The following is an 18,415-nucleotide window of genomic DNA, read 5'->3' as shown; positions in this document are numbered from 1 at the left end:
GGCCGCCTGACACGCGGCCCGCTGTTTCATGCCGGTCTGTCAGGGGGCCTGACCGCCTGCCCAGTCGGTTCGCAGCTGCGCGAGTTTCACGCTGTCCCAGCGCTGCCCGGCCCAGGCGCGGGCCTGCGGGATGCGGGCGCACTCGCGGAAGCCGGCGCGGGCGGCGGCCCGCACCATGCGTTCGTTTCCGCCCCAGGTGGTCAGCGTCAGGACGTGCGCGCCGGTCTGGGCGAAGGTCGCGTCGGTCCACAGCCGCAGCGCCTGCGTGCCCAGTCCGCCACCCCAGTGATGTGGGTCGAAGATCAGCAGGCCCGCCTCCCACCATCCGCCCCCGGCCGGGGCTTCCTCATGGCGGGTGACCTGCCCGATGCACGCGCCGTCCAGCGCGATGATCCGCCCGTGCGGGTCGGGCGCGCGGCAGTGCTCACGGGCCGTGAAGTCCGTCAGGGACAGCGTGGACGGCCCGCTGTCTGCGTGAAAGTACGGGGCGTCCCAGCGTTTCCATTCCGGGTCGCTCTCGGCGTGCAGCCAGCGCCAGAGGGTGGGCAGGTCGTCGTCATGGCGGTCACGCAGGGTCAGGACGGGCAGGGTCAGGGCAGGCATCGGCGCGCAGCGTACCCTGGCCGGGGGGCCTGTGGGCATACGCCTTCTGCCGGATGCAACTCCTCACGTTCCGGGTGCGTAATGGGGGTATGAGCGATGGTACTTCCGGTCCGCTGACGCCTCCCGATTCCCTGTTGAAAGCGCCGGACGCCGTTCCGGCCGTGCGGGCGCAGGAAGCGCCGGAGATGGTGCCGTTGTCCGCCGAGGACCGCACGCGGCTCGACCAGATGGCCCGCGCGTTCGCGCAGGACGTGCTGAGCGCCGGTGCGCACACCCCGGAATTCAAACGCAAGCTGGACGCCGTGCATGAACTGGGGCTGCCCGAACAGCGGGCCGCCGCGCAGAGCAGCAACCGCATGCTGGACCGCCCGCTGCGCGCCACCAAGGTCGGGGCACTGGCCGAGGGGAGCGACATCCTGCGCGGCCTGACGGACCTGCGCCGCACGGTGGAGGACCTGGACCCCAGCCGCACGGCCACGCCCCGCCGGTTCCTGGGCCTGCTGCCCGGCGGCAAGAAGGTGCAAAGCGCACTGGACAAGTACCAGAGCGCGCAGTCGCACCTGAACGGCATCCTGGAGGCGCTGTACCGCGGGCAGGACGAACTGCGGCGCGACAACGCCACCATCGAGACCGAGAAGGTGCACCTGTGGGACACCATGCAGAAACTCCGGCAGTACGCGCACGTCGGGAAGGCCGTGGATGAGGCCCTCACGCAGCGCCTTCAGGAGTTGCAGGTCACGGACCCCGACAAGGCCCGCATGGTCAGCGAGGAACTGCTGTTCGCGGTGCGGCAGCGCGTGACGGACCTGCTGACCCAACTGGCCGTGAGCATTCAGGGGTACCTGGCGCTGGACCTCGTGCGGCGCAACAACCTAGAGCTGATCAAGGGCGTGGACCGCGCCACGACCACCACCGTCAGCGCCCTGAAGACCGCGCTGATGGTCTCGCAGGCCCTTGGGACGCAGCAGGCCGTGTTGGGGCAGGTGACGGCCCTGAATGACACGACCGGCAAGATGATCGGCTCGACCGCCAGCCTGCTGCGCCAGCAGAGCACCGAGATCCAGAGGCAGGCGGGCAGCGCCACCGTGGACCCGCAGATCATTCAGGCGGCGTTCCGGGACGTGTACGGCGCGCTGGACGCCATCAGCTCGTACCGGCAGCAGGCGCTGGAACGCTTCCAGGACACCATGCAGGTGCTGGACAAGGAGGTCGCGCAGGCACAGACGTACCTGGACCGCGAGCGGCAGCAGGCGTCCCGCGAACTCGCGCAGGACCTGAACGTCACGCCACAGGGCGAGCTGAAAATCTGATACGGACCCCGTACCGCACGGACCCGACGCGACCGCAGGGGGTGCCTGCACGGGCGATCAGGCAGCTGGTCAGATAGAAGTGGGCCGGATACCCCCATGGGAGGCGTCCGGCCCACTTCTGTGCAGGGTCTGTTGCGTTCAGTTGTCGGCGCGGGCGCTCTGGCTTTCGTTCATGGCGTCGGCCGGGGCGAAGGTGAGGCACTGGGCGGTCTGGCCGCTCATGCTGACCTCAATCTGGCCGGCGGTGCAGTTCATGTCCTCGTTGAAGCGGCAGGTGGTGGCGTCGCAGCGGCTGACCATGCTCTGGGTGTCGTCGTTCATGGGACCCTCCTGCCTTCAGCGTGCGGCCGGTGGGTCGGGTGGATGGTGAGCTGCCTTGCACGGTGAAGGGAAGGCGTGGATTCCGAGTAAACAGGTCTGTTTTCTTCGTTCCAGGCGCTTTTCCGGCTGCTGGAGGAGACTGTGGGCGCCTCTGTGCTGGTTGGGGCCGCCGGACCCACTCATGCACTTCACATGCCCGGCAACAGAGTGTTCGACCGGAATCCGGTTCAGTTGAGCAGGCTGGCGCGGATGCCCTGGGCGCAGGCGACGCGGTGCGCGACCTGCGCAGCGTCCAGTTCGCCGTGTTCGCGCAGTCCGGCGGCCAGGACCTCGATCTCGGTCCAGGCGCGGCGCAGTTTGGCGCGGGTGCGGCCCCGCAGGACGCTCAGGTAGGCGTCCAGGGTGTCGCGTTCGTCCGGGTCGGTCAGGGCACAGTCAAGCAGCATGCGGGCGTCCCGGCCACCGTCGGGGGTGGGCGTGCCGCTCAGGTGGGCGGCCTCGGCGGGGGCCAGGGCGACCATCACGACTTCCTCGGCCAGCGCGCGGTTCAGACGCAGTGCGGCCGGGTCCGGCGCGGCGGCGTACGTCACGCCGTGCAGGGTCACACGTTCCAGCCGCAGCGGGGCGCGCGGGTGGGTGTGCGCCAGGAATGCCTCGGCGGCCCGGTGCAGCGAGCGAGCGTGCGCGGCGGTGGGGGCGGGGGCCTGGGGGGTCTGGGTGTGGGGGCTGGTCATAATCCTGACTTCCGGACTCAGGATAGGGCGGCCCGGGTGAGATTCGTAAGCACCGTCCGGGGGGGGCGCCGTCTGGGGCGGCGCTGTCCGGGAAGGCCGGACCCGTCCAGCTGCCCCCCCAGCCTCCCGGCTGTCAGCCACCCTTCTCCTCGACCTCGGCCTGCCGCTCACTCCACGCAGTCATCTTCGCCTCCAGCTGCACTTCCAGGTCATGCGCAGCCTGCCCCAGCGCCACGAAGTCCGCGTCAGCGGGAGCGGCGTTCAGGGCGGCCTGCGCCTCTTCCAGTTGCGTTTCCAGGCGGGCGATGTCCGCCTCGATGGCCTCGACCTCGCGCTTGAGGTGCCACAGGCCCTTCCCTTTGGGCGCGGCAGGCTTGGGGGCGGCCTTCGGCGCGGCGGCCAGCGCCTCGGCTTCCAGTTCGGCGGCCGTGCGGTGCTTGGCCTTGTAGTCCTCCCAGCCGGGGTACTCGAAGAACTGCCCGTCCTCGATCAGCCAGATGCGGTCGGCAAGCCCCTCGATGAAGGCGCGGTCGTGGCTGACCATCATCAGGGTGCCGCCGAAGTCCTCCAGCGCGACTTCCAGGCTCTCGACCATCTCCATGTCCAGGTGGTTGGTGGGTTCGTCCATGACCAGCAGGTTGTGGTCCTCCTGCGCCAGTTTCAGCAGGGCTAGGCGGGCGCGTTCGCCGCCCGAGAGGATGCGGGCCTGCTTGTCGTGCTGGTCGTATGGGAACATGAACGTGCCCAGCAGGTCGTGCGCCTGCGGGTCCTTCTGGGTGTAGGTGCGGGCCACGTCGTACAGCGTGTCGTTGGGGTCCACGCCGCGCAGCGCCTGATCGTAGTACCCGACCGTCACGCGCGCCCCGGTCAGCAGGCGCGTACGGGGGTCGTCGCTTTTCTCCAGGCCCAGCAGGGTGCGCAGGAAGGTGGTCTTCCCCGCCCCGTTGCGCCCGATGATGGCGATGCGTTCGCCCCGGCGGATCTGCACGTTCACGTCCCGGAACAGGGTGCGCCCGCCGGGCAGCACGCGCGTCACGTGCCGGGCGTCCAGAATCACGTCGCCACTTTCCGGCGCGTGGAAGGTGATGCGGGCCGTGCGCTGATCGGCGGCCGGGGCGGCGGTCGCGCGGTTCTGCATGCGGTCCACGCGGGCCTGCATGGCCTTGGCGCGCCGGGCGAGTTTGCTCATGCCCAGGCCCCAGATCTTCATGCGGTCCGCGCTGGCCTGCAGGCTGGCGATCTGCTTGCTCTCGATGGCGTGCCGGGCGGCCTGCTGCTCCTGCTCGACTTCCAGCAGTTCGCGGAACTTGGTGTAGTTCCCGGCGTACATCTTCAGGGTGCCGCCGCGCAGGTACGCGGTCTCGCGGGTCACGGTGTCCAGGAAGGTCCGGTCGTGACTGATGACCAGCACCGCGCCCGGGTAGCGGCCCAGGAAGGCCTCGAGCCACTCGACCATCACGATGTCCAGGTGGTTGGTGGGCTCGTCGAGGAGCAGCACGTCCGGGTTCTCGACCAGCAGCGCCGCGAGGCCCAGCCGGGTGCGTTCCCCGCCGCTGAGGCTGGACGCCAGGTCGTTCTCGCGGCCCCGGAACCCGAAGGCCAGGGTCACGGCGTCCTTGCGGCTGCGGCGCTCGAACCCCCCGCGCCGCTGGTAGTTCTCCAGCAGCGCCTCGTGGTGCAGGATGCTGTCCGGCGTGCCGCTGCTCATGGCGGCGGCGGCGGCGCTCAGTTCGGCCTCCAGTTCATCGAGGTCCTGGAAGGCGGCGTTCAGGACGCTGTCGATGGTCGCCCCGTCCGGGAACACCGGGTCCTGTTGCAGCGAGCGGACCCGCACGCCGGGCGCGCGTTTCATGCTGCCCCCGTCGGGGGTAAGCTGCCCGGTCAGGAGCTTGAGCAGCGTGCTTTTCCCGGCACCGTTGCGGCCGACCAGACCCACCCGGTCGCCCGGCTGCACGGCAAAATTCACTTCACTCAGCACGGTCAGCGGACCGTACTCCTTACTGGCGTCCACGGCGGCAACAAGCACGCCCCGCAGTATACGCGCGTTACGAAATTGTCAGATTTTTCTCGTAAACTATGACGTGATGAAGGTGACGGCCCGCTCAGCAGTTCTCAAGCTCCACGTAAACCTCCGGGTCGCTCCCCTGACGGCGCTGCTCCTGCTGGGCGGCGCCGCGCTCGTTCCGCTGGGCCGGGCCAGCGCGCAGACTGGCGGCACCCAGACGGCCGGCACGACCACGCCGCGTCTGGCGCAGGCGCAGGGTAGCGTGGAATTCCTGGGCGCCTCGGGCACCTGGGCTCCGGGGAGCGCGCCGGGCACCGAGTTGAACACGTCGCTGCGCACCGGCACGGGCCGCGCCGAACTGAAGTCCGGGGCCGGGCAGATCGTGGTGGGCAGCGCGTCGCGGCTGCGCCGCTACCTGGATGAGGCGGACCTGCTCGACGGCCGCTTCTTCCTGCGCGGCCCGGTCGCCGTGCACGTGCAGGGCACGCACGTCGTCATGGAGGGCGCCGGGCAGATGCGGGTGGACCTGAGCGGCAGGGCGACCCGCCGCGTGGCCGTCTTGCAGGGGCAGGCGCGCCTGAGCCTCAACGGCAAGCTCGTGACCGTGCGCGCCGCGCAGCAGGTGGATCTGGACAGCGGGAAGGTCACGGCCTTCCGCGAGCAGGACCCCTGGTACGCCTCGCAGTACCGGGGGCTGGGCGACGCGAACATCGAGGCGACGCGCGGGCAGGTGCGCGTGGACCGCGCCGGGCAGAGCCGCGTGGCCGTCATCGGGGACGCGCTGGACCCCGGCGTGACCCTGAACACCGCCGCCGGCGCGTGGGCCGAGGTGGGCTTCACGGGCGGCGGGTACCTGCGCCTGAACGAGCAGAGCGAACTGAACGTGCTGGCCGTGGAACGCACCGAACGGGGCCGTGAGGTCCTGCTGAAACTGTCTCGCGGTACCGCCTGGAACGTCGTGCAGAAGGGGCAGGGCGGCTACCGCCTGGACACCCCGGTCGTCAGCACGGCCGTGCGCGGCACGGTCTTCCGGGTGGATGCCAGCGGGGTCGTGAAGGTCTTCGAGGGTCAGGTGGCGCTGCCCGGCGAGGGCGACCAGCCCGTCAGTGCCGGGCAGCAGCGCGCCGAGGCGGGCGGCGTGGGAACGTTGCAACTCGACGCCCTGGACCGCTTCAACCAGTCGCTGGACGCCGAACGCGCCCGGCCCCTCACGCTGGACCTGCCGGCCGGGAAGCTGCAGGTGCAGGACCTGACGCTGCTGGCCCGCAGCCTGCCGGACGCGGCAGTGCAGGCCAGCGTGGCCGGGCGCACCGTCACGCTGGGCGGCACGGACGGCGTGTTCCGCCTGGAACGCCTGGAAGACACCCTGCCGGAAGGCACGTACGCCGTGACCGTCACCGCCACCCGCTTCGGGCAGACCCTGACGCGCCAGGTGCCGCTGGTCATCGACCGGACCGCGCCGGCCGTGACCGTGCAGGGCCGCCGCGAGGGCCGCGTGCTGACCCTCACGGGCCGCGTGCAGGACGCCAGCCTGACCATCACGGACGGCAGCAGGGCCGCCAGGAACCGCGTGACGCTGCGGGTCACCGTGAACGGCGTGGCATACACCCGCACGGTCACGGCCGGCCGCCCGGACTTCCAGTGGACGCTGCCGCTGGCCACGCCGGGCAGCCCGGTCACCCTGAACGCCACAGACGAGGCAGGCAACGAACGCCATGTTGAGATCCCCTGACCGCTCGCTGGCGCTGTACACCGTCCCGGTGGCGGCGATCCTTGCGCTGCTGCTGACCTTCATCCTGCCGGACAACACCCGCCTGTGGGACGCCCTGAACCGCGCCCTGCCCGGCGCACCCGAGCAGCGGGTCGTGGTGGTCGGCATCGACGACGCCTCGCTGCGCGACTACGGCCGCATCGGCAACTGGCCCCGCGAGCTGTACGCGCAGGCCCTCGGAACGCTGGAACAGGCGGGCGCGACCGCCATCGGCATCGACGTGCTGTTCAGCGACCCCGCCCGGAACGACAGCCGCCTAGCCGACGCGTTCAGCCAGCCGAACGTGGTGCTGGCCACCGCGCCCGGCGAGAGCCGCCAGCTGGCCAGCCCCGACTGGCTCTCCCCGACCGGCGTCAGCGCCCTGAACGTCAGCCCGGACGGCGTGGTCCGCACCTTCCAGACCGGGTACCCCGGCACGCCGGAAACGCAGGGGGACGCCAGCCCGGTCACGGACAGCGCCAGCGCCGCTGCGCAGGCCAGCGCCACCCTGCACCCCAGTTTCGCGCGGCAACTGGCAGTCGCCGCCGGCCGCAACGTGCCGCTGGACACCCAGCCGCAACTGCTGCGTTACAGCGCCCCCAGCCAGGACCGCCTGCCCGTCATTCCGTTCCGGGACGTCGTGAACGGCAACGTCCGCTACGGCGACATTCAGGGCAAGATCGTCATCATCGGTCTGACCGCCAGCGGCACCAGCAACCTCACCCTGCGCGACGTGACCGGGCAGGTCGTGCCGGGCGTCGCCATGCAGGCCCGCGCCGTCTCCAGCCTGCTGAGCCCGCCCTTCACGCGCCTGCCCACGTGGCTGATCGCGCTGATGGCCGTCGCGACCGCCGTCAGCGCCGTCCTGGCGCGCGGCGTGTGGGGGTTCGCGCTGGCCCTGCTGATGCTGGCCCTCGCCATTCCCCTGTGGCTGGGCAACATCCTGCTGCCGGGCGTGACCCTCTCGTACGCCGCGATTCTGGGCACGGCCCTGGTCGCCCTGGAACGCTGGTGGAACCTGCGCAACCTCAGCATGCGCGACCCCCTGACCGGCTTCGGCAACCGCGTGGCCTTCACCCGCGCGCTCGAGCAGCGCTGGACGGCCCGCGCCGCCCGACCGCTGGGCCTGCTGCTGGTGGACCTGAGCGGCTTCCGCAAGGTCAACGAGGTCTACGGCCTGCGTGCCGGCGACGAACTGCTCAGCGACCTCTCGGGCCGCATCCTGAAACACAAGCGCCGCAGCGACCTGCTGTTCCGCTGGGGTCCCGACGAGTTTGCGGTGCTGCTCGAGGGTGCCAGCGTGCAGGACATGACCGCCACCACCCAGCGCATCCAGGACGCCCTGCAGGAACTCACGTACCGTGACGTGCCGGTCCGTATCAGCATCGGCGCGGCCCGCACCGGCCCCGACATCCAGACGCCCACCGATCTGGTCGAGGCGGCCAGCCGCAGCCGCTACCGCGCCAAGTACCAGCGCGAACAGCGCGGCTGAACGTACAGGCGGCAGGAAGTGGCCCGCCGTCTGCGTTGCAGAGGCGGGCCACTTTCATGGGTGAATCTTTCCGGTGTTCCGGGAGCGGGGCGAACGACAGCACCCGACCCGCTCCCTACTCTCCCCTCACCGCCCGACGAGCAGCGTCCAGATGGCAGGGTTGGCGACCCAGCTGTACCAGATGTTGGGCAGGAGGCCCAGGGCGGTGACGCCGACCACGCCGAGCGTGACGGCCAGGGTGGTGGGGGTGCGCTGCCCGTGGGCGTACTCGCGGGCGGGGGTGCGGTCAGGCATGAACATCAGCATGGCGGGGCGCAGGTAGTACACCAGCGCGGCGACGCTGGTCAGGGCCGCCAGGACGCTCAGCCACTCGTAACCGTTCTGGAAGGCCGCCTGGAACACCAGGTACTTGCCGAAGAACCCGGCGAAGGGGGGCAGGCCGGCCAGCGAGGCGAGGCACACGGCCAGCGCGACGGTGTAGGCGGGGTGGCGGTAGTACAGGCCGCGCAGGTCGGAGATGGTCATGCCTTCCTCGCCCCGTTGCAGGGCAGCGAGGATAGCCAGCGCGGCGGCGGTCATCAGGGTGTACACCAGCAGGTAGTACGTCAGGGCCGCGCCGCCCGCCTGGGGCGTGCCGAGCAGGGCCATGGCGAGGAAGCCCGTGTGCGCGACGGCCGAGTACGCCAGCATGCGTTTGAAGTTCATCTGGCGCAGCGCGGCGAGGTTCCCGATGATCAGGGTCGCGGCGATCAGGACCTGAAGCACGGAATGCCAGCCGGGTGCGTCGGCCAGTGCGCCGCCGAAGACGCGGAGCATCCCGGCGAACGCGGCGACCTTCACGACGGTACTCAGGAACAGGCTGACGCTGGTGGGCGCGCCGCCGTACACGTCGGGCGTCCACTGGTGGAAGGGGGCCAGGGCGACCTTGAAGGCGAACCCGCACAGCATCAGCAGCGCCCCGCCGACCAGGATGCCGGTGTTCTCGGGAGTCAGGACGCTGGCCTTGGCGGCAATGGCGGCGTAGTTGAGGCTGCCGGTCGCGCCGTACACGAAGGCGATGCCGTAGATCAGGACGGCGCTGCCGGCCGCGCCGAGCAGGAAGTACTTCAGGCCGCTTTCCTCGGCGCGGCGTGAGCCTTGCAGGGTGGCCAGTACGTAGCCGCTGAGGCTCATGATTTCCAGGCCGATCAGCATGACGATCAGGTCGCCGGAAAAGGCGATCAGCAGGCAGCCGGTCACGGCGTACATGAGCATCGCGTCGAATTCCGGGAAGGACACGCGGGCGCGCCAGGCGGTGTCCAGCGTGACGAGCAGGGTCATGAGGGTGCCGGTCAGGATCACGAAGGCCAGCAGCAGCGCGGCGTTATCGGCCTGAAGGCTGCCGCCGAACGAGCTGACGCCCCGGTTCCAGAGCGTGCTCAGGCTCAGCGCGGCGAGCACGGTGGCCGCGAGGTTGATGAAGGTCAGGGTGCGGCGGCTGACCCAGAAGCCCAGCAGGGTGCTGCTGACCGCGCCCGCGAGCACGATCAGGATGGGCAGCAGCGGCGTCAGGGACACTTCGGGTGGCTGGAGCATGTCAGTTGCCTCCCAGGGCGGTCAGGACGGCGCGCACGGCGGGCTGCATGAGGTTCAGGGCGGGCGCGGAGTACACGCCGAACAGCACGGCCACGGCCAGCGGCAGGCCCAGGATCAGCCACTCGGTATGCACCAGGTCCGGCACGCGCAGGCCCCCGGCGGGCCGGGCCTGCCAGAAGGTCGTCTGGAAGGCGGTCAGGGCGTACGCGGCGGCGGCGATGGTGGTGATCCCGGCGATGAACGCCAGCCAGGGGAACACCTGGTACGCGCCGAGCAGGATGCTGAACTCCCCGATGAAGCCGGCCATGCCGGGCACGGCGATACTGGCGAACCACAGGGCCATGGTCAGGCCGCCCAGCGCGCCCGCCTGGGTCATGACGCCGCCCACACGGGTCTCCAGGCTGCCGATACGTTCCTGAAGCATGCCGACCGACAGGAACAGCGCGCCGGTGTACAGGTTCTGGAAGGCCAGCAGGTACATCGCGCCGATCACGGCCGTCTCGTTCAGGGAGAACACCCCGAGCGCGACGAAGCCCATGTGGCTGAGGCCGGCATAGGCCAGCAGGCGTTTCCAGTCGGTCTGACCGAAGGCGATCCACGCGGCGTACAGCGCCGTGAACGCCGCGAGGCCCATCAGGACGGGGCGCAGTTCCAGACTGGCATCCGGGAACAGCGGAATGGCGAAGGTGAAGAGGCCGTACCCGCCGACCTTGTACAGGGTGCCCATCACGTCGGGAATGCCGCTGTCGTGGTTCTGCTCGTGGAAGTCCGGCAGCCACGCGTGCATGGGCCACAGCGGCAGCTTGACGGCCATGGCGGCCAGGAAGCCCAGGTACAGCCACGTCTGGGCGGGGCCCTGCACGAGGTTCTGTTTCAGGTCGGTCATGGCGAAGGTGGGGCTGCCGCCGATGTAGCGCACGCCGATGATGCTGACCAGCATCAGCAGACTGCCGAACAGCGTGTACGCCGCGAATTTCGTGAGGGCCGCCATGCGCCCGGACTTGCCGTAGATGGCCAGCATCAGCAGCGCGGGGATCAGGGCGTCCTCGAAGAACACGTAGAACAGCATCAGGTCCTGCGCGGCGAAGATGCCGATCAGGCCGGTCTCCATGGCAAGGATCAGCGACAGCATCGGGCCGGGGTTGGGAATACGGCGCGCGGCGTACAGGATCGCGATGAAGGACATGAACGCCGTGACGAGCGCCAGCGCGAGGCTCACGCCGCCCAGCTGCACCGAGTACGTGATGCCCAGCGGCGGAATCCAGTCCCAGCGGAACAGTTCGGAGCCGCCGCCGCGCCAGATGGCGAGACCCGCGCCGAGCGTCAGGGCGGCGATGAAGCCCGCGACCTCGTCCCGGAAGCTTTTCGGGGTGACCAGCAGCAGCAGGCTGCCCAGGAGCGGCAGGAAGATCATGAGGGTGGGGAGCCAGTCGGTGAAGGTCATGCGCCACTTCCAATGGTCTTGAGGGCCCAGTAGCCGATGATGCCGGCCGTTCCGAGCAGCATGCTGACGGCGTAGGCGCGCACGAAGCCGCTCTGCCACAGCGTGAACAGCCCGCCGGGACCGCTGGCGTTGCGGGCAATGCCGCTCAGGGCGTCGTCGGTGCCTCGGTCCAGGGTGTCCAGGCCGCCCGCGACGGCGCGGCTGGGATTGCCGATCACGCCGTCGTACAGGGCGTCCAGGTACAGGCTGTTGCGGCTGAGTTCGCCCAGCGGGCCGGTGGCCAGAGCATTCCGGCGGTGCGCCAGGAACGCCCAGCCCAGGCCCAGCACGCCGGCCAGGACGGCGAAGACGGTCAGCAGCCACTCGGTGCTGACGGGGATCTCGTGCGCGTGCAGCGGCACGGCCCGCCCGATGTAGTCGTCGAAGGCGTGCTTACCGCCCAGGAAGGTGGGGATGTTCAGGAAGCCTGCCAGGGTCGCCAGCGCGGCCAGCACGCCCAGCGGGATCTTCGTGAGGGTGTCCGCCTCGTGCGGGTGGCCGTGCCCGCGGTACGCGCCGCGCCACACCAGGAAGTACCAGCGGCCCATGTAGAACGCAGTGAGCAGCGCCACGCCCAGCCCGATCAGGTACAGCGCGATGTTCTGCTCGTACGCGGCGGCCAGGATGGCGTCCTTGGAAAAGAAGCCGCTCCAGATGGGAATGCCGGCAATCGCCAGCACACCCGCCACGGACACGAGGTGCGTGAACGGCATGAATTTATGCAGGCCGCCCATCCGGCGGACGTCCTGCTCGTCGTGCAGCGCGTGGATCACGGCGCCCGCCGCGAGGAACAGCAGCGCCTTGAAGAACGCGTGCGTCAGCAGGTGGAACACGCCCGCCGAGTACGCGTGCAGGCCGACCGCCATGAACATGTACCCCAGCTGCGACACCGTGGAGTACGCCAGGATCTTCTTGATGTCCGACTGGTTCAGTGCGGACAGGGCGCCGTACAGGGCAGTCAGGCCGCCCACCCACGCGACCCAGGTGCTGGCGTTCGGGGCGAGGTCGTACAGGAAGTGACTGCGCGCCACGAGGTACACGCCGGCCGTGACCATGGTCGCCGCGTGGATCAGCGCGGAGACGGGCGTGGGGCCCGCCATGGCGTCCGGCAGCCAAGTGGTGAGGGGCAGCTGGCCGCTCTTGCCGACCGCGCCGACCAGCAGGAACAGGCAGGCCAGTTCGATGCCAGCCTGCGCGACCTGCGCGCCCTCGACCCGCTCGGCCAGTTCGGGAATCGACAGGGTGCCGTACAGCTTGAACAGCAGGAACATGCCCAGCATGAAGCCCAGGTCTCCGATGCGGTTCATGATGAACGCCTTGCGGGCGGCGTTGGAGTTGCTGACCGCCTCGGCGTCACTGGCGGCACGCACCTGAGCGTCACTGGCCTCGCTGTTCCGGCCACTGAACCAGAAGCCGATCAGCAGGTACGACGCCATGCCCACGCCCTCCCAGCCGACGAACATCAGCGGGTACGAGTCGGCCAGGACCAGGATCAGCATCATCGCCACGAAGAAGTTCAGGAACGCGAAGAAGCGCGTGAACTTCGGGTCGTGCCCCATGTACGAGATCGAGTACAGGTGAATCAGGAACCCCACGCCCGTGATGATCAGGGCCATCAGGGCCGACAGTTGATCCAGCCAGAATCCCACCGACAGGTTGGCGTTCAGCGCCATGTTCGGCAGCCACGTCCACAGCACCTCATGGGCGGGCGCGCCCTGGTTCAGGTAACGGATGACGGCCACGACGAACGCCGCGCCGACCAGACCCGTCGCCAGCCAGCCGCCGGTCTTGCCGGGCAGCAGGCGGGGCAGCGTCATCAGAACCGCGAAGCCCAGCAGGGGCAGCAGGGGCAGCAGGTACAGAGCAGGAAGACTATCCATGACCACTCAGCCTTTCAACGCCGCGAGGTCGTCCACGTTGGTGGTCTCGCGCTTACGGAAGATGGCGACGATGATCGCCAGACCGATCGCCACCTCGGCGGCGGCCAGCGTCATCACGATGAACACGGCGGTCTGACCGGTCGGGTCACCCCAGGACCGCGCGAACGCCACCAACGCGATGTTCGCGGCGTTCAGCATGAGTTCCACGCTCAGGAACACCATGATCGCGGTGCGGCGCGTCAGCACGCCGATCATGCCCAGCGCGAACAGAATCCCGGACAGCGCCAGGTAGTACGTCGTGGGCACCATCAGGCACGCACCTCCCCTTCCGTCATCAGCGCCGGAGCGGCCCCGCGCGGCGCTTCCACGCGCTCCGGCTGCGCCGCGCCCAGCGGCCCTGCCAGTTCGTCGGCGGCCAGTTCATCGGGCACGCCGTCCGGTTGCGCCGCCGGACGCTGCACCAGCGCCACCGCGCCCACGATCGCCACCAGCAGCAGCACACTGACCGCCTCGAACGGCAGCAGGAAACGCGTCAGCAGCGTCTCGCCCATCACCAGGGCCGTCCCGCCGCGCAGCGCCCCGGCACTCTCGGCCAGCGGGCGCGGGTCCTCGAACGTGAAGGCCAGCACCACGAACGCCCCCGCCAGCAGCGTCCCGCCGATCCCGGCGAGTTCCCGCACGTACGGCACCGGGTCGCGCGACGTGACCGGCTGGTTGGCGTTCAGCAGCATGATCACGAACAGAAACAGCACCATCACCGCGCCCGCGTACACGATCACCTGCGTGGCCGCCAGGAACGACGCGTTCAGCGTGGCGAACAGACCCGCCACGCACAGCAGCGTCCCCACCAGCCCCAGCGCCGCGTGCACCGCGTTCCGCGCGGCAATGGTGATCACGCCGCCCACGATGGCCAGCGCGCCCAGCAGGATGAACGCCAGCATCATGGGCGGCCCCTACGGGATGGTGATGGGTGATGCGTGATGGGTGCTGGAGCACAGACCAGGGGCGCACGACAGTCACGGGTCACCTGCCACCGACCATCAACCATCAACTGTTCACATCCTTTCCTCGTTACGGGCCTCGTCACGGGTACTTCACTCCTTCCAGTTCCGCGCGGGGCTGCCCCTCGAGCTGGAAGCCCAGACGCACGGGTTTGCCGCTCCGGGCGGCCTCGCGGCGCTGCGGGAGGCTGCCGGTCACGCCGACCAGCATGTCTTCCTTGGCGTACACGAAGTCGCCGTAGCGGTAGTCGGCCATCTCGAACTCGTTGCCCATGACGACCGCGCCGGTCGGGCAGGCTTCCTCGCACATGCCGCAGAAGATGCAGCGCAGCATGTTGATCTCGTACACCTTCGCGTAGCGTTCGCCGGGCGCGGCGGGGTTGGCCGGGTCGTTCTCGGCGGCCTCCACGTAGATGGCGTAGGCGGGGCAGGCGGCGGCGCACAGCGAGCAGCCGATGCACTTTTCCAGGCCCAGTTCGCCGGGGCGCTGCCCGGGGTGGCGGGTCAGGACGTGCCGTCCCCGGAAGCGGGGTTGCAGCGTGGCGCGCTGTTCGGGGTAACTGACGGTCACGGGCTTCTGGAACAGTTTCCCCAGCGTGACACCCATGCCCTTGGCAATCTCAAGAACGCCCATGTGTGGCTCCTTTATGGGGGGAAGAAAGTGGGGTGATACGGACTCCGATTGAATGGCTTGCAAAGCCGTTCAATCCGAGCGGAGCGAGTGGGAGCAACACGGGTTCCGGGCGTGGAGTTGGCAACCCGGTGGGGTTCCGGGTTGTCAACGAAACAGACGGAACCCGTATGAGGCGTGTGGGGAGTGGGCAGCCGGGCATCAGTCGCCTCCGGCGCGGACTGCTTCGCTCTCGGGGCGGCGCACGGTGGGCTGGTTCCACAGGACGCGCACGCGGTCGCTCATGATCAGCAGGGCCAGCAGACCGGCGAAACTCAGGACGCCCAGGAACCACAGGCCGCCCGACCCGCGGAACGCCAGGAACGCGGCGGTGACGACGGTGTTCGCCAGGGCCAGCGGCAGCAGCAGTTTCCAGCCGAAGCGCATCAGCTGGTCGTAACGCAACCTGGGCAGCGTGCCGCGCACCCAGATGAACAGGAACAGGAAGAACGCGATCTTGGCGACCAGCCACACGATCGGCCAGTCGGACATGCCGGGAATGACGGCGTTCAGGAATTGCGGGCCTTTCCAGCCGCCGAAGAACAGGGTCGCCATGATGGCGGACGCGGTGATCATGTTCACGTACTCGGCCATCTGGAACAGCGCCCACTTGATCGCGGAGTATTCCGTGAGGTACCCGGCGACGATCTCCTGCTCGGCTTCCGGCAGGTCGAACGGCGTGCGGTTGGTTTCCGCGAACGAGGAGATCAGGAACAGCGCGAAGCCCAGCGCCTGGAACAGGATCAGCACGCCGTTCTGCGCCTGCCAGCCCACGATGCCCTGGAAGGAGGTGGTGCCGACCAGCATCAGCAGGCCCAGGATGCTCAGGCCCATGCCGAGTTCGTAGCTGATCATCTGCGCGCTCGAGCGCAGCGCGCCCAGCATGGGGTACTTGCTGCCGGACGCCCAGCCGCCCAGGAAGATCCCGTACACACCCATGGAGGTCAGTGCCAGCAGCGCCAGAATCCCGGCGTCCAGGTTGTACACCCAGGGGTTCTCCCCGAACAGACTGCGGGCCGGTCCGGCGGGAATCCCACCGAAGGCGGTCAGGGCCATGCCAATCGCGATGATGGGCGCCAGGGTGTACACGAGTTTGTCGGCCAGCGTGACGGTCAGGTCTTCCTTGAAGATGCTCTTGATGGCGTCGGCGGCGGGTTGCAGTAGGCCCATGGGGCCCACGCGGTTCGGGCCGGGGCGCAGTTGCATGCGGCCCAGCAGTCGGCGTTCGATCAGGGTCATGTACGCGAAGGTGGTCAGCAGGCCCAGAACGACCAGCACGGCCTTGAGCAGCGAGATCAGCAGCGTGGCGAGCCAGTCCGGCATCAGTCGTCCCCTCCGGCGCGGGCGGGCGGCGCGGCGGGCGCCACGGGCAGTTGCCAGTCGTTCTGGACGAGTTCCTCGATGCGGTCCACCCAGGTGAGCCGGCGGGCGTGCATGCGCTCCGTCCAGAGTGTGGGCGTGTGCGGCGCGGCGGGGCCCGCGAAGGTCTGGCGGAAGGTGTGCAGCGCGCCGCGTGCGGGCAGGTCGCTCAGGTTCAGGGCCACCCGGTCGGCCAGCAGCGCCTGCGCGCCTCGCAGCCCGCGCGCGGGGGCCTTCACGCCCAGCGCCTCTGCCAGGGCGGTCAGGGTGCGGATCAGGTCGGCCGACTCACCGCTCTGAATGGCGGCCGGGTGCAGGGGCAGCAGGCGACCTTCCAGGTTCTGTACGGTGCCGCGCTTCTCGTAGTTCGTGATGGCCGGCAGGACCACGTCCGCCAGTCGGGCGGTGGTGGTCAGGTGCGTGTCGTGCACGACCGTGAAGCCGGCGGCGCGCACGCCGGGGTCCAGGCGGCTGATGAACGCCGCAGGTGCCTCCTGCGCCCGCGAGAGCGGCAGGCCACCCGTGCGCGGCACGAGGTTCAGCGCCCCCAGCCCCCGGCTGTTCGCGGCGGCGGGAATGGCGATCACCTTGGCGCCGGTACGCGAGGCGAGGTCCGACAGGTTAGCGCTGAACGACCCGCTCGCGCCGTTCAGGACGTCCGCGCCCAGGATGATCACGGGCCGCTCGGCGCCCTCCAGCAGGGACAGGACGGCCCTGAGTTCATCGGTGTCCGGGTGGGTCAGGCGGGCCAGGGCGCCCTTGCCGTTCGCGCTGACGCGGTGCCCGGCGTGCGCCCACAGGCGGCTCTCCTGGCCGATCACGGCCAGCCGCTCGGGCCGCCGGGCAGGGCGTTCCACGAGGCGCAGGTCCGCGATGGCCGTGCCGTGCGCGAACTCGGGCGGGATCAGGCCGCCGCGCAGCATCTCCAGGATGCGCAGTTCCAGCACGGGCGCTTCCTCGCCCAGGTCCGCGCCGATCACCACGACGGCGTCGGCGGTCGCCACGTCCGTCAGGGTCGCCTGCGGCGCCGTCACGCTCACCTCGTAGCGGGGAGAGTGATCCACGCTGCGGGCGCCCGTCGCGGCCGCCAGGGCCTCCAGCGCCGCGCCTTCCTCCAGCGTGCTGTCCGCGCCCAGGTACAGCGCCACGTCTGCCGTGCGCATGCCCGAGAAGCCGCGCTTCATGGCGTCAATCGCGGCGTCCCAGGTGGCCGGAACCAGTTGCCCGTCCTCGTCGCGGATCAGGGGTGTGGTCAGGCGCTCCTCGCTGGCGAACACGTGCCCGAAGCGGCCCGCGTCGCAGATCCACGCCTCGTTCACGTCCCGGTTCTCGCCCGCCACGATGCGCTCCAGGCGGCCGTTGCGGGCGTCCACCGTGATCGAGCACCCGACCGGGCACAGCGTGCAGGTGGTCGGCGTATGGTCGTACTCCCAGTTGCGGCCCCGGAAGCGCGCCACGTTGTCCAGCAGCGCCCCCACCGGGCAGATGTCCGTGATGTTCCCCGAAAAGCCCGTGGGCAGCCCGCCCTCCTGCGTGTCGATGAAGGTATGCCCGCCCCGCTCGATGAAGTCCAGCACCTCCTGGCCCGGCACCTCCTCGAAGTACCGCACGCAGCGCTTGCAGTGAATGCAGCGCTCCTGATCCAGGATCACGAAATCCGACAGCGGGTAATGCTTCTCCGCGTGCCGCCGGTCGAAGCCGAAGCGGCTCGCGCCGTACCCGTACTCGAACGCGCGGTCCTGCAACTCGCACGCGCCGCCCTTGTCGCAGGTCGGGCAGTCCAGCGGGTGATTCAGGAGCGTGAATTCCATCATGCCCGCCTGCGCCTTCGCCACGACCTCCGACGTTTTCGCGCTGCGGATGTGCATGCCCTCTGTCGCCTGCATGGTGCACGACGCCATGGGTTTGGGGAACCAGAAGATCTTCGGCGAGGCCGCGTCTCCCTCGCCCTCCATCACGAACGACCCGTCCGGATTCTTCCGGGGCGAGCCGGATTCCACGAGGCACATGCGGCACGCGCCCACCGGACTTAAATACTTGTGCGCGCAGAAGTACGGCACGTCCCCACCCGCCGAGAACACCGCGTCAATCGCGGACGTTCCGGCGGGCAGGTCAATCTCGATTCCGTCTACAGTGACTTTCATTTCCTCACCTCACGGCAGGCGGTGATGGGTGATGGGTGATGGGTGACGGAGCACGCACCAGAACCCGTCTGTTCCGTCGGCCGTCCTC

15 protein-coding genes are annotated in these 18,415 nt (G+C 69.5%); 3 read left to right on the top strand and 12 right to left on the bottom strand.

The features are described from left to right. Window positions 1-39: 39 nt before the first annotated feature. Window positions 40-603, bottom strand: a complete 564-nt coding sequence (locus tag M8445_RS07925) for a GNAT family N-acetyltransferase (protein ID WP_273987173.1) — start codon at window positions 601-603, stop codon at window positions 40-42. 89 nt (window positions 604-692) lie between these two features. Between M8445_RS07925 and M8445_RS07920 the strand changes: the two genes are divergently transcribed. After that, on the top strand, window positions 693-1,913 hold the full coding sequence (locus M8445_RS07920; RefSeq protein ID WP_273987171.1) for a toxic anion resistance protein: 1,221 nt from the start codon (window positions 693-695) through the stop codon (window positions 1,911-1,913). A gap of 138 nt (window positions 1,914-2,051) precedes the next feature. Here the strand turns inward: M8445_RS07920 and M8445_RS07915 are convergent, their stop codons facing one another. From M8445_RS07915 to abc-f, 3 genes are all read right to left on the bottom strand, one after another. After that, complete coding sequence (locus tag M8445_RS07915) at window positions 2,052-2,234, bottom strand: DUF1540 domain-containing protein (RefSeq protein ID WP_055362967.1); 183 nt, start codon at window positions 2,232-2,234, stop codon at window positions 2,052-2,054. 227 nt (window positions 2,235-2,461) lie between these two features. Then, entirely contained in the window at window positions 2,462-2,968 is a 507-nt protein-coding gene (locus M8445_RS07910; RefSeq protein ID WP_273987170.1) for a hypothetical protein, read from the bottom strand. A gap of 133 nt (window positions 2,969-3,101) precedes the next feature. Next, window positions 3,102-4,994, bottom strand: coding sequence for a ribosomal protection-like ABC-F family protein (gene abc-f / locus M8445_RS07905; protein ID WP_273987167.1), 1,893 nt, complete (start codon window positions 4,992-4,994; stop codon window positions 3,102-3,104). 58 nt (window positions 4,995-5,052) lie between these two features. Here abc-f and M8445_RS07900 point away from each other — a divergent pair, with 58 nt between their 5' ends. Next, window positions 5,053-6,705 carry a FecR domain-containing protein gene (locus M8445_RS07900; RefSeq protein WP_273987166.1) on the top strand — a complete coding sequence of 551 codons (1,653 nt, stop codon included), beginning with the start codon at window positions 5,053-5,055 and terminating at the stop codon, window positions 6,703-6,705. Then, complete coding sequence (locus M8445_RS07895; protein ID WP_273987164.1) at window positions 6,689-8,215, top strand: CHASE2 domain-containing protein; 1,527 nt, start codon at window positions 6,689-6,691, stop codon at window positions 8,213-8,215. Before M8445_RS07900 ends, M8445_RS07895 begins: the two co-directional genes overlap by 17 nt. Window positions 8,216-8,341: 126 nt before the next feature. Here the strand turns inward: M8445_RS07895 and M8445_RS07890 are convergent, their stop codons facing one another. The 8 genes from M8445_RS07890 to nuoG form a co-directional block, all read right to left on the bottom strand. Next, window positions 8,342-9,790 (bottom strand): NADH-quinone oxidoreductase subunit N, encoded by a 1,449-nt coding sequence (locus M8445_RS07890; RefSeq protein ID WP_273987162.1) that lies wholly within the window; start codon window positions 9,788-9,790, stop codon window positions 8,342-8,344. A gap of 1 nt (window position 9,791) precedes the next feature. Further along, window positions 9,792-11,234, bottom strand: a complete 1,443-nt coding sequence (locus M8445_RS07885; RefSeq protein WP_273987160.1) for an NADH-quinone oxidoreductase subunit M — start codon at window positions 11,232-11,234, stop codon at window positions 9,792-9,794. Beyond that, window positions 11,231-13,153: an NADH-quinone oxidoreductase subunit L gene (nuoL, locus tag M8445_RS07880; protein ID WP_273987159.1), complete on the bottom strand. Its 1,923-nt coding sequence runs from the start codon at window positions 13,151-13,153 to the stop codon at window positions 11,231-11,233. The genes M8445_RS07885 and nuoL overlap by 4 nt, the downstream gene beginning before the upstream one ends. A 6-nt stretch (window positions 13,154-13,159) precedes the next feature. Then, window positions 13,160-13,462 carry an NADH-quinone oxidoreductase subunit NuoK gene (gene nuoK, locus M8445_RS07875; RefSeq protein ID WP_055362417.1) on the bottom strand — a complete coding sequence of 101 codons (303 nt, stop codon included), beginning with the start codon at window positions 13,460-13,462 and terminating at the stop codon, window positions 13,160-13,162. Then, window positions 13,462-14,097, bottom strand: coding sequence for an NADH-quinone oxidoreductase subunit J family protein (locus tag M8445_RS07870; protein ID WP_273987157.1), 636 nt, complete (start codon window positions 14,095-14,097; stop codon window positions 13,462-13,464). The genes nuoK and M8445_RS07870 overlap by 1 nt, the downstream gene beginning before the upstream one ends. Window positions 14,098-14,236: 139 nt before the next feature. Beyond that, window positions 14,237-14,788 carry an NADH-quinone oxidoreductase subunit NuoI gene (gene nuoI, locus M8445_RS07865; RefSeq protein WP_273987154.1) on the bottom strand — a complete coding sequence of 184 codons (552 nt, stop codon included), beginning with the start codon at window positions 14,786-14,788 and terminating at the stop codon, window positions 14,237-14,239. A gap of 198 nt (window positions 14,789-14,986) precedes the next feature. Then, entirely contained in the window at window positions 14,987-16,147 is a 1,161-nt protein-coding gene (gene nuoH, locus M8445_RS07860; protein ID WP_273987153.1) for an NADH-quinone oxidoreductase subunit NuoH, read from the bottom strand. Then, window positions 16,147-18,327 carry an NADH-quinone oxidoreductase subunit NuoG gene (gene nuoG / locus M8445_RS07855; RefSeq protein WP_273987151.1) on the bottom strand — a complete coding sequence of 727 codons (2,181 nt, stop codon included), beginning with the start codon at window positions 18,325-18,327 and terminating at the stop codon, window positions 16,147-16,149. The genes nuoH and nuoG overlap by 1 nt, the downstream gene beginning before the upstream one ends. Between the last annotated feature and the right edge of the window lie 88 nt (window positions 18,328-18,415).

Source organism: Deinococcus aquaticus (genome assembly GCF_028622095.1).
Classification (GTDB): domain Bacteria; phylum Deinococcota; class Deinococci; order Deinococcales; family Deinococcaceae; genus Deinococcus; species Deinococcus aquaticus.
The sequence above is the reverse complement of the archived record's forward strand: the minus strand, read 5'-3'. Positions and strand labels throughout refer to the sequence as shown.

Excerpts from the sequence above, each read along its gene's own strand:
- M8445_RS07890 (WP_273987162.1), bottom strand. The coding sequence starts at position 9,790 with ATGCTCCAGCCACCCGAAGTGTCCCTGACGCCGCTGCTGCCCATCCTG.
- M8445_RS07915 (WP_055362967.1), bottom strand. The coding sequence starts at position 2,234 with ATGAACGACGACACCCAGAGCATGGTCAGCCGCTGCGACGCCACCACC.
- M8445_RS07870 (WP_273987157.1), bottom strand. The coding sequence starts at position 14,097 with ATGATGCTGGCGTTCATCCTGCTGGGCGCGCTGGCCATCGTGGGCGGC.
- nuoL (WP_273987159.1), bottom strand. The coding sequence starts at position 13,153 with ATGGATAGTCTTCCTGCTCTGTACCTGCTGCCCCTGCTGCCCCTGCTG.
- nuoH (WP_273987153.1), bottom strand. The coding sequence starts at position 16,147 with ATGCCGGACTGGCTCGCCACGCTGCTGATCTCGCTGCTCAAGGCCGTG.
- M8445_RS07895 (WP_273987164.1), top strand. The coding sequence starts at position 6,689 with ATGTTGAGATCCCCTGACCGCTCGCTGGCGCTGTACACCGTCCCGGTG.
- M8445_RS07925 (WP_273987173.1), bottom strand. The coding sequence starts at position 603 with ATGCCTGCCCTGACCCTGCCCGTCCTGACCCTGCGTGACCGCCATGAC.
- M8445_RS07885 (WP_273987160.1), bottom strand. The coding sequence starts at position 11,234 with ATGACCTTCACCGACTGGCTCCCCACCCTCATGATCTTCCTGCCGCTC.
- nuoK (WP_055362417.1), bottom strand. The coding sequence starts at position 13,462 with ATGGTGCCCACGACGTACTACCTGGCGCTGTCCGGGATTCTGTTCGCG.
- M8445_RS07920 (WP_273987171.1), top strand. The coding sequence starts at position 693 with ATGAGCGATGGTACTTCCGGTCCGCTGACGCCTCCCGATTCCCTGTTG.
- nuoG (WP_273987151.1), bottom strand. The coding sequence starts at position 18,327 with ATGAAAGTCACTGTAGACGGAATCGAGATTGACCTGCCCGCCGGAACG.
- M8445_RS07900 (WP_273987166.1), top strand. The coding sequence starts at position 5,053 with ATGAAGGTGACGGCCCGCTCAGCAGTTCTCAAGCTCCACGTAAACCTC.
- nuoI (WP_273987154.1), bottom strand. The coding sequence starts at position 14,788 with ATGGGCGTTCTTGAGATTGCCAAGGGCATGGGTGTCACGCTGGGGAAA.
- M8445_RS07910 (WP_273987170.1), bottom strand. The coding sequence starts at position 2,968 with ATGACCAGCCCCCACACCCAGACCCCCCAGGCCCCCGCCCCCACCGCC.